Source organism: Pseudomonas brassicae (genome assembly GCF_010671725.1).
Lineage (GTDB): Bacteria > Pseudomonadota > Gammaproteobacteria > Pseudomonadales > Pseudomonadaceae > Aquipseudomonas > Aquipseudomonas brassicae.
Window position 1 is genome coordinate 1 of sequence record NZ_JAAHBU010000105.1, and the last position, 11067, is coordinate 11067.

Annotated in this window: 6 protein-coding genes and 3 pseudogenes; all 9 read left to right on the forward strand. The window is 65.0% G+C overall.

The window, feature by feature from the left end; translation table 11 throughout:
* Nucleotides 1–221: 221 nt before the first annotated feature.
* Nucleotides 222–1897 (forward strand): annotated as a pseudogene (gene hutU / locus G3436_RS08900) (urocanate hydratase).
* A gap of 66 nt (nucleotides 1898–1963) precedes the next feature.
* Nucleotides 1964–3496, forward strand: a complete 1533-nt coding sequence (gene hutH / locus G3436_RS08905; RefSeq protein WP_163943737.1) for a histidine ammonia-lyase — start codon at nucleotides 1964–1966, stop codon at nucleotides 3494–3496.
* A gap of 92 nt (nucleotides 3497–3588) precedes the next feature.
* Nucleotides 3589–4982 (forward strand): annotated as a pseudogene (locus G3436_RS08910) (amino acid permease).
* A gap of 15 nt (nucleotides 4983–4997) precedes the next feature.
* Nucleotides 4998–6203, forward strand: a complete 1206-nt coding sequence (gene hutI / locus G3436_RS08915; protein ID WP_163943740.1) for an imidazolonepropionase — start codon at nucleotides 4998–5000, stop codon at nucleotides 6201–6203.
* An 11-nt stretch (nucleotides 6204–6214) separates the two neighbouring features.
* Nucleotides 6215–7018, forward strand: a complete 804-nt coding sequence (gene hutG, locus G3436_RS08920) for an N-formylglutamate deformylase (protein WP_163943743.1) — start codon at nucleotides 6215–6217, stop codon at nucleotides 7016–7018.
* 189 nt (nucleotides 7019–7207) lie between these two features.
* Nucleotides 7208–8179, forward strand: a complete 972-nt coding sequence (gene pip, locus G3436_RS08925) for a prolyl aminopeptidase (RefSeq protein WP_163943745.1) — start codon at nucleotides 7208–7210, stop codon at nucleotides 8177–8179.
* Nucleotides 8176–8613 carry a D-aminoacyl-tRNA deacylase gene (gene dtd / locus G3436_RS08930; protein ID WP_163943749.1) on the forward strand — a complete coding sequence of 146 codons (438 nt, stop codon included), beginning with the start codon at nucleotides 8176–8178 and terminating at the stop codon, nucleotides 8611–8613. Before pip ends, dtd begins: the two co-directional genes overlap by 4 nt.
* 261 nt (nucleotides 8614–8874) lie before the next feature.
* On the forward strand, nucleotides 8875–10581 hold the full coding sequence (locus tag G3436_RS08935) for a glucan biosynthesis protein (RefSeq protein WP_163943752.1): 1707 nt from the start codon (nucleotides 8875–8877) through the stop codon (nucleotides 10579–10581).
* A pseudogene (locus tag G3436_RS08940) lies at nucleotides 10574–11067 on the forward strand (glucans biosynthesis glucosyltransferase MdoH); the annotation flags it as partial. The gene G3436_RS08935 and the pseudogene G3436_RS08940, both read left to right, overlap by 8 nt.

Consider the following 11067-nt stretch of genomic DNA (forward strand, 5'->3'; position numbering starts at 1 on the left):
GCAGCCTTTCGCTGGCAAGCCAGCTCCCACAGGTACGGCGTTGCACTCCAGTGCAGTGGGCAACCTGTGGGAGCTGGCTTGCCAGCGAAGGCGCCCGAAAGGTCGACGTCACTGTGATGGTTTTTTGGTTGCCTGTACTTGTACATACAAGTAAATGTGTGTTTGTATTGCACCCATGGCAGTGCCATCCCGAATTCGCCTTTCGCTCGAGGAGCCCTTACGTGACGAACAAGCACAATAAATTCCGTGACGTCGAAATCCGCGCCGCCCGCGGCACCCAGCTCACCGCCAAGAGCTGGCTGACCGAAGCGCCGCTGCGCATGCTGATGAACAACCTCGACCCGGAAGTCGCCGAGAACCCGAAAGAGCTGGTGGTGTACGGCGGCATCGGCCGCGCCGCACGCAACTGGGAGTGCTACGACAAGATCGTCGAGAGCCTCACCCACCTGAACGACGACGAGACCCTGCTGGTGCAATCCGGCAAGCCGGTCGGCGTGTTCAAGACCCACAGCAACGCCCCGCGCGTACTGATCGCCAACTCCAACCTGGTGCCGCACTGGGCCAACTGGGAACACTTCAACGAACTGGATGCCAAGGGCCTGGCCATGTACGGCCAGATGACTGCCGGCAGCTGGATCTACATCGGCAGCCAGGGCATTGTGCAGGGCACCTACGAAACCTTCGTCGAAGCCGGCCGCCAGCACTACAACGGCAGCCTCAAGGGCAAGTGGGTACTCACCGCCGGCCTGGGCGGCATGGGCGGCGCGCAGCCACTGGCCGCGACCCTGGCCGCGCCTGCTCGCTGAACATCGAATGCCAGCAGAGCCGCATCGACTTCCGCCTGAGCAGCCGCTACGTCGACGAACAGGCCACCGACCTCGACGACGCGCTGGCGCGTATTGCCAAGTACACCGCCGAAGGCAAGGCCATCTCCATCGCGCTGCTGGGCAATGCTGCCGAGATCCTGCCAGAGCTGGTCAAGCGTGGCGTGCGCCCCGACATGGTCACCGACCAGACCAGCGCTCATGACCCGCTCAACGGCTACCTGCCGGCCGGCTGGAGCTGGGAACAGTACCGCGACCGTGCGCAGACCGAGCCGGCTGCCGTGGTCAAGGCTGCCAAGCAGTCGATGGCCGTGCACGTGCAGGCCATGCTCGACTTCCAGAAACAGGGCATTCCGACCTTCGACTATGGCAACAACATCCGCCAGATGGCCAAGGAAGAGGGCGTGGCCAATGCCTTCGACTTCCCAGGCTTCGTACCAGCCTATATCCGCCCGCTGTTCTGCCGTGGCGTGGGGCCGTTCCGCTGGGCCGCGCTGTCGGGCGATGCCCAGGACATCTACAAGACCGACGCCAAGGTCAAGCAACTGATCCCCGACGACGCGCACCTGCACAACTGGCTGGACATGGCCCGCGAGCGCATCAGCTTCCAGGGCCTGCCGGCACGTATCTGCTGGGTCGGCCTGGGCCTGCGCGCCAAGCTGGGCCTGGCGTTCAACGAAATGGTACGCAGCGGCGAGCTGTCGGCACCGATCGTGATCGGCCGCGACCACCTGGACTCCGGCTCCGTCTCCAGCCCCAACCGTGAAACCGAAGCCATGCAGGACGGCTCCGATGCGGTGTCCGACTGGCCGCTGCTCAACGCCTTGCTCAACACTGCCAGCGGTGCGACCTGGGTCTCGCTGCACCACGGTGGTGGTGTGGGCATGGGCTTCTCGCAGCACTCGGGCATGGTCATCGTGTGCGACGGTACCGATGAAGCCGCCGAGCGTATTGCCCGCGTACTGCACAACGACCCGGCCACGGGCGTGATGCGCCATGCCGATGCCGGTTATCAGATCGCCATCGACTGCGCGAAAGAGCAGGGCCTGAACCTGCCGATGATCACGCGCTGATTGGTGCGCACTGGTTGATACTGAATTCATGACAGGCGTGAACGCCTTTCGAGACGGAGCAATAACGTGACCCAATTGACCCTGAAGCCTGGCACCCTGACCTTGGCTCAGCTGCGTGCGATCTACCAGCAACCGCTGACCCTGCAACTGGACGCCAGCGCCGACCAGCAGATCGAAGACAGCGTGGCCTGCGTCGAGCAGATCCTTGCCGAAGACCGTACCGCCTACGGCATCAACACCGGTTTTGGCCTGCTGGCCTCGACCCGCATCGCCAGCTGCGACCTGGAAAACCTGCAGCGCTCGCTGGTGCTGTCCCACGCCGCCGGCGTCGGCGCGCCACTGGACGACGCGCTGGTGCGCCTGATCATGGTGCTCAAGGTCAACAGCCTGAGCCGTGGTTTCTCCGGCATCCGGCGCAAGGTGATCAACGCGCTGATCGCGCTGATCAACGCCCAGGTGTACCCGCACATCCCGCTCAAGGGTTCGGTCGGTGCTTCGGGCGACCTCGCGCCCCTGGCGCACATGTCGCTGGTGTTGCTGGGCGAAGGCAAGGCCCGCCATAAAGGCCAATGGCTATCCGCTACCGAAGCGTTGGCGGTGGCCGGCCTGGAGCCGCTGACCCTGGCCGCCAAGGAAGGCCTGGCCTTGCTCAACGGCACCCAGGCGTCCACTGCCTATGCCCTGCGCGGCCTGTTCGAAGGCGAAGACCTGTTTGCCGCGGCAGTCGCCTGCGGCAGCCTCACCGTCGAAGCGGTACTGGGCTCGCGCTCGCCGTTCGACGAGCGCATTCACCAGGCCCGTGGCCAGCGTGGCCAGATCGATTCGGCCGCCTGCTACCGCGACCTGTTGGGCGACGGCACTGAGGTGTCGGCCTCGCACAAGGACTGCGGCAAGGTCCAGGACCCGTACTCGCTGCGCTGCCAGCCACAAGTGATGGGCGCCTGCCTGACCCAGTTGCGTCAGGCTGCCGAGGTGCTGGTGGTGGAGGCCAACGCGGTGTCCGACAACCCGCTGGTGTTCGCCAAGGAAGGGGACGTGATCTCCGGCGGTAACTTCCACGCGGAGCCGGTGGCCATGGCCGCCGACAACATGGCCCTGGCCATCGCCGAGATCGGTTCGCTGAGCGAACGCCGCATCTCGCTGATGATGGACAAGCACATGTCGCAATTGCCGCCGTTCCTGGTGGCCAATGGCGGGGTCAACTCCGGCTTCATGATCGCCCAGGTCACGGCGGCCGCGCTGGCCAGCGAGAACAAGGCGCTGGCGCACCCGCACAGCGTCGACAGCATCCCCACCTCGGCCAACCAGGAGGACCACGTGTCGATGGCCCCGGCCGCCGGCAAGCGGTTGTGGGAAATGGCTGAAAACACCCGTGGCGTGCTGGCCGTGGAATGGCTGGCGGCCTGCCAGGGCCTGGACCTGCGCACCGGCCTCAAGACCTCGCCGAAACTGGAGCAGGCCCGCCAGGCCCTGCGTGGCAAGGTCGCCCACTACGACAAGGACCGTTTCTTCGCCCCCGATATCGAGGCGGCCATCGCCTTGCTGGCCGAAGGCACGCTGACCGGCCTGCTGCCGGCCAAGGTGCTGCCTAGCCTCTGACGCCACGGCTGGCCGTGCAGGCCAGCCGTCTGCCGCGCGACCCAGCCGGGTTCGTGCTGCTTTTCGCCTACAAAAAAAACAGGAACGCGAAAATGCAATCTCAAGCACAAGGTCTCAAGCGCGGGCTCACGGCCCGGCATATTCGATTCATGGCACTGGGCTCGGCCATCGGCACGGGCTGTTCTACGGCTCTGCCGCGGCTATCCAGATGGCCGGTCCCGCGGTACTGCTGGCCTACCTGATCGGCGGCGCGGCCGTGTTCATGGTCATGCGCGCGCTGGGTGAAATGGCCGTGCACAACCCGGTGTCCGGCTCGTTCGGCAAATACGCCAGCACTTACCTGGGGCCCATGGCCGGCTTCGTGCTGGGCTGGACCTACGCCTTTGAAATGATCATCGTGTGCCTGGCCGACGTCACGGCCTTCGGCATCTACATGGGCTTCTGGTTCCCCGAGGTGGCGCGCTGGATCTGGGTGCTGGGCATCGTGTTCCTGATCGGTGGCCTCAACCTGTGCAACGTCAAGGTATTCGGCGAGATGGAGTTCTGGCTGTCGCTGCTCAAGGTCGGCGCGATCGTCGCGATGATCCTGGCCGGCTTCGGCATCATGGCCTTCGGCCTGGCCAATGCCGACGCGGGCAGTACGGTGGGCATCAGCAACCTGTTCGACCACGGCGGCTTCATGCCCAATGGCGTCGGCGGCCTGATTGCCTCGTTCGCGGTGGTGATGTTTGCCTTCGGCGGCATCGAGATCATCGGTATCACCGCCGGTGAAGCCAAGGACCCGCAGCGCGTGATCCCCAAGGCGATCAACGCGGTGCCGCTGCGCATCCTGCTGTTCTACGTGCTGACCCTGTTCGTGCTGATGTGCCTGTACCCCTGGCCGCAGATCGGCAGCCAGGGCAGCCCGTTCGTGCAGATCTTCAGCAACCTGGGGATCGGCTCGGCGGCCACGGTGCTCAATATCGTGGTGATCTCGGCGGCCGTGTCGGCCATCAACAGCGATATCTTCGGTGCCGGGCGCATGATGTACGGCCTGGCCGAACAGGGCCACGCGCCCAAGGGCTTTGCCAAGATCTCGCGCCACGGCGTGCCGTGGATGACCGTGCTGGTGATGGGCGCTGCGTTGCTCGGTGGCGTGGTGCTCAACTACCTGATCCCGGAAAACGTGTTCCTGCTGATCGCCTCCATCGCCACCTTTGCTACGGTGTGGGTGTGGCTGATGATCCTGGTGACCCAGGTGGCCATGCGCCGCAGCATGAGCCGTGAGGAAGTCGCGCAACTGAAGTTCCCGGTGCCGTTCTGGCCGTATGGGCCGATCGCGGCCATCGCCTTCATGCTGTTCGTGTTCGGCGTGCTGGGCTACTTCCCCGACACCCAGGCAGCGCTGCTGGTGGGCGTGGCATGGGTGGTGTTCCTGGTCGGCGCCTACTGGCTGTGGTGCAAGCCGCGCGGTGCGGTGACGCAGCCGGTGTCGACCCCTCAATAGCTTCGGAGACTGTGCATGAAAACCCTCTGGCAGCACTGCCATGTGGCAAGCATGGCGCACGGCGCCTATTCGATCATCGAGGACGCGGCCATCGTCACGTCCGGCGGGCGCATCGACTGGGTCGGCCCACGCCGTGCGCTGCCAGACCTTTCACCGGACAGCACGGTGGACCTGGGCGGCGCCTGGGTCACGCCCGGGCTGATCGACTGCCACACCCACGCGGTGTTCGGCGGTAACCGCAGCGGTGAGTTCGAACAGCGCCTGCAGGGCGTGAGCTATGCCGAGATCGCCGCCCAGGGCGGCGGCATCGCCAGTACCGTGCGCGCCACCCGCGCGGCCAGCGAAGATGAGCTGTATGCCGGCGCCCTGCGCCGGGTACAGGCACTGATGCGCGATGGCGTGACCACGCTGGAGATCAAGTCCGGCTACGGGCTGGACCTGGCCAACGAAGGCAAGATGCTCAGGGTCGCGCGCCGGCTCGGCGAGACACTGGCGCTGACGGTACGCACCACGTGCCTGGCCGCCCATGCGTTGCCGCCGGAATACACCGGGCGCGCCGACGATTACATCGATCATGTCTGCGAGCAGATGCTGCCTGCGCTGGCCGCCGAGGGGCTGGTGGATGCAGTGGATGCGTTCTGCGAGTACCTGGCGTTTTCGCCGGCGCAGGTCGAGCGGCTGTTCCTCAAGGCGCGTGAGCTGGGCCTGCCGGTCAAGCTGCACGCCGAACAGCTGTCGTCGCTGCATGGGTCGAGCCTGGCGGCGCGCTACCGGGCGCTGTCGGCCGATCACCTGGAGTTCATGGACGAAGATGACGCCATCGCCATGGCCGAGGCCGGCACGGTGGCGGTGTTGTTGCCTGGCGCGTTCTATTACCTGCGTGAAACCCAGCTGCCGCCGATGGACGCGTTGCGCAAGCACGGGGTGAAGATCGCGATTGCCAGCGACCTCAACCCCGGTACTTCGCCGGCGTTGTCGTTGCGCCTGATGCTGAACATGGCCTGCACCTTGTTGCGCATGACTCCGGAAGAAGCCCTGGCGGGTGTCACCGTGCATGCCGCCAAGGCATTGGGCCTGGGCGACAGCCACGGTTCGCTGGAGGTGGGCAAGGTGGCCGACTTCGTCGCCTGGGACATCGAGCGGCCGGCCGACCTGGCCTACTGGCTGGGCGGCGACCTGCACAAGCGCGTGGTACGCCACGGCGTTGAACTGACTGATTGAGCGGAGGCTGCATGGATAAGGTAGTGAGTTTTCATCAGGGTACGCTGCCGCTGCTGGTCAGCATTCCGCACGCCGGCCTGAAGCTGACCCCGGCGGTCGAGGCCGGGCTGGTGGATGCGGCCACGGACCTGCCGGACACCGACTGGCACATCCCGCGCCTGTACGATTTTGCCCGTGAACTTGGGGCGAGCGTGGTGGTGGGGGAGTATTCGCGGTTCGTCATCGACCTGAACCGTCCCGAGGACGATCAGCCGTTGTATGCCGGTGCGACCACCGGGCTGTTCCCGGCCACGCTGTTCGAGGGCGAGCCGCTGTTCAAGGACGGGCTGGCACCGTCGGCGCAGGAGCGCGCCGGCTATCTGGAAGGCATCTGGCGGCCGTATCACGACACGATCATTGCCGAGCTGGCGCGCCTGCGTGAACAGTTCGGCTATGCCTTGCTGTGGGACGCGCATTCGATCCGCTCGGTGATCCCGCACCTGTTCGACGGCACGCTGCCGGACTTCAACATCGGCACGTTCAATGGCGCCAGCTGCGATGAGCAGTTGGCCCAGCGGCTCAAGGGTGTATGCGCGCAAGCCGAAGGGTACAGTCATGTGCTCAACGGGCGCTTCAAGGGCGGGCATATCACCCGGCATTACGGCAACCCGGCAGAACATGTGCATGCGGTTCAGCTGGAGCTGGCGCAGTGCAGGTATATGGAAGAGGTGGCGCCGTTCGCCTACCGCGACGATCTGGCGCAGCCCACGCAGCGGGTGCTGGAGCAGATGCTGGTGGCGATGCTGGGGTGGGCGCGCGAGCGCTACCCGGCCTGACACCGCGGCGCCGCCTTCGCTGGCAAGCCAGCTCCCACAGGAATGGCAATGCTCTCTGGGGCGGCGCTGTCCCTGTGGGAGCTGGCTTGCCAGCGAAGGGGCACTAAAGCCGAACACAGGTACATGCTCAAAGCGCATTTCGGGTTTATGATGCCCAACGGCAGACTATTTCCCCACACGGAGTGCGTAATGCAGACCTTGTACCCGCAGATCAAACCCTACGCCCGGCACGATCTGGCCGTGGAAGCACCGCATGTACTGTATGTCGATGAGAGCGGTTCGCCGGAAGGTCTGCCCGTGCTGTTCATTCACGGTGGCCCGGGGGCCGGCTGCGACGCGCAAAGCCGCTGCTATTTCGACCCCAACCTGTACCGCATCGTCACCTTCGACCAGCGCGGCTGTGGCCGTTCCACTCCGCACGCCAGCCTGGAAAACAACACCACCCAGGCCCTGATCGAAGACATCGAGCGCATCCGCAAGCACCTGAACATCGACAAGTGGGTGCTGTTCGGCGGCTCCTGGGGCTCGACCCTGGCGCTGGCCTACGCACAAACCCACCCCGAGCGCGTGCACGGGCTGATCCTGCGCGGCATCTTCCTGTGCCGCCCGCAAGAAATCGAGTGGTTCTACCAGGCCGGCGCCAGCCGCCTGTTCCCCGACTACTGGCAGGACTACATCGCGCCGATCCCGGCCGACGAGCGTGACGACCTGGTCAAGGCCTTCCACAAGCGTCTTACCGGCAGCGACCAGATCGCTCAGATGCACGCGGCCAAGGCCTGGTCCACCTGGGAAGGCCGTACCGCCACCCTGCGCCCCAACCCGCTGGTGGTCGATCGCTTCTCCGAGCCGCAGCGTGCGCTGTCGATCGCGCGTATCGAATGCCATTACTTCATGAACAATGCGTTCCTGGCACCCGACCAGTTGATCCGCGACATGCCGCGCATCGCCCACCTGCCAGCGGTGATCGTGCATGGCCGCTATGACGTGATCTGCCCGCTGGACAACGCCTGGGAACTGCACCAGGCCTGGCCCAACAGCGAGCTCAAGGTGATCCGCGATGCCGGCCACGCCGCGTCCGAACCGGGTATCACCGACGCACTGGTACGCGCTGCCGATCAGATGGCCCGGCGCCTGCTGGACCTGCCGCTGGACGAAGCGTGAAGGGGCTGCTGCAACGCGCGCGTGGCGCGCGGGTAGAAGTGGACGGTGAAATTGTCGGGGCGATCGACCAGGGCCTGCTGGTGCTGGTCGCGGTCGAGCCCGGCGACACCCCGGCACACGCCGACAAGCTGCTGCACAAGCTGCTCAATTACCGGGTATTCAGCGACTCGCAGGGCAAGATGAACCTGTCGCTCAAGGACATCGGCGGCGGCCTGCTGCTGGTGTCGCAGTTCACCCTGGCGGCCGACACGCAAAGTGGCCTGCGCCCGAGCTTTTCCAGCGCCGCGCCACCGGCCCTCGGGGCTGAGTTGTTCGACTACCTGCTGGCCCAGGCACGCCTCAAGCATGCGGCGGTAGCCAGCGGTCGATTTGGTGCGGACATGCAGGTCCACCTGGTGAATGATGGCCCCGTAACATTTATGTTACAAATATGAAGGTAAAAAGCCCCCTGCCAGCATGAAAGCAGGGGTTTTTTACATAAATAGTTGCTTGGGCCTGATGCGTTGTAACGCGGCCTGCTGGATAATCGCGCGAAATGTGGGCCTGCGTTCGCAGGTCCTTTTTACTCTGACTTGAGCATCGTCCGGAACCGTTTGGGGAATCATTGTGCCCTTTCGGAGTCCGAACAGTGCTCGCCAACCCGGCATACGTCGCTGGCCGTTGGTTCTTTGATCTGTTTTCGGCGAGGGTTGCTCGTGATTGTTAGTCCCTTTACTGCACCAAGAACTCCTGGCAATCGGCTGCGCAAAGCCTTCGTGGCAGCCTCTGCACTGGTGTGCCTGCTCAGCGCCGGCCAGCTCTGGGCGTTCAACCTGGACGATGTAGCGGCCAAGGCCAAAGACCTGGCCGGGCAGAAGTACGAAGCGCCCAAGAGCAACCTGCCGGCCGTGTTCCGCGACATGAAGTACGCCGACTACCAGAAGATCCGCTTCCTGCAGGAAAAGGCCGAGTGGGCCAAGGACAAGACGCCGTTCAAGCTGTCCTTCTACCACCAGGGCATGCACTTCGACACGCCGGTACGCATCAACGAAGTGACCGCCACCTCGGTCCAGGAGATCAAGTACGACCCGAGCCGTTTCGATTTCGGTGACGTGCAGTTCGACCCCAAGGCCACCGACAAGCTCGGCTACGCGGGTTTTCGCGTGTTGTACCCGATCAACAAGGCCGACAAGCAGGACGAGATCATGACCCTGCTGGGGGCCAGCTATTTCCGCGTGGTCGGCAAGGGCCACGTGTATGGCCTGTCGGCGCGTGGCCTGGCCATCGACACCGCGCTGCCGTCGGGTGAGGAATTCCCGCGCTTCACCGAGTTCTGGGTGGAGAAGCCCAAGGCCAGCGACAAGCACCTGGTGATCTATGCGCTGCTTGATTCGCCGCGCTCCACCGGTGCCTACAAGCTGACCCTGCGCCCGGGCAGCGACACCATTGTCGACGTCAAGTCCAAGGTGTTCCTGCGCGACCACGTCAGCCGCCTGGGTATCGCCCCGCTGACCAGCATGTTCCTGTTCGGTGGCAACCAGCCGTCCAAGGTGCCGAACTACCGTCCGGCCCTGCATGACTCCGAGGGCCTGTCGATCCAGGCGGCCAACGGCGAATGGCTGTGGCGCCCGCTGAACAACCCGAAACACCTGGCCGTGAGCAACTTCAGCGTGGAGAACCCGCGCGGCTTCGGCCTGCTGCAGCGCCAGCGCGAGTTCAGCCAGTTCGAAGACCTCGACGACAACTACCAGAAGCGCCCGAGCGCCTGGATCGAGCCACGTGGCGACTGGGGCAAGGGCACCGTCGACCTGGTCGAGATTCCGACTGCCGATGAAACCAACGACAACATCGTGGCCTTCTGGAGCCCGGAAAAACTGCCGGAGCCGGGCGTGCCGTTCGAATACGACTACCGCTTGCACTGGACCATCGACGAATCCGCGTTCCATGCGCCGAACCTGGGCTGGGTCAAGCAGACCCTGCGTTCCACCGGTGACGTCAAGCAGTCCAACCTGATCCGTCAGCCGGACGGCAGCGTTGCCTTCCTGGTCGACTTCGAAGGCCCGGTGCTGGCCGCCTTGCCGGAAGACGCCAACGTGCGCAGCCAGGTGACCACCGACGACAATGCCGAAGTGGTCGAGAACAACCTGCGCTACAACCCTGAAATCAAAGGCTGGCGCCTGACCCTGCGGCTGAAGGTCAAAGACCCGGGCAAGGCGACCGAAATGCGTGCCGCACTGCTGCGCGACGTGCCGGTCGAGCCACCCAAGCCTGCCAAGCAGGACAAGGCCGCCGCCAAGCACGCCAAGCAGGAAAAACCTGCCCAGCCGCCAGCCGCCGATGCGGCCTCCACCACCGGGGCACCGGCCACCACCGAACAGGTGCTGACCGAGACCTGGAGCTATCAGTTGCCTGCCGATGAGTAATTCTTCAGAACGGCCAGAATCGCTTGGCGAGTACCTGGCCCACCTTCCCCTGAGCGACGAGCAGCGCGCGGAACTCGCCACCTGCACATCGTTCAGCGAGCTGCACCGACGTCTGTCGGCGCAGCCGCCGAGCGGGGAAAACGGCGCGGTGCAAGGGTCGGTGGGCAGCCGCCTGACCCTGGACAGCGCGGCAGAAATGCAAGAGGCCGAGATGCTCGCCCTCGATGCCAGCGGCCGCGTGTGCCTCAAGGCCACGCCGCCGATCCGCCGCACCCGGGTGATCCCCGAGCCGTGGCGCACCAACATCCTGATCCGCGCCTGGCGCCGGGTCACCCGGCCGCACCAACGCGCCGCCGCCCCGAGCAGCGCGAGCTGCCCCAAGGCCCGCTGGCGCTGGGTCGGCTCGATGCGCCGCTATATCCTGCTGGCGCTGATGCTCGGGCAGACCATCGTCGCCGGCTGGTACATGAAGGGCATCCTGCCGTA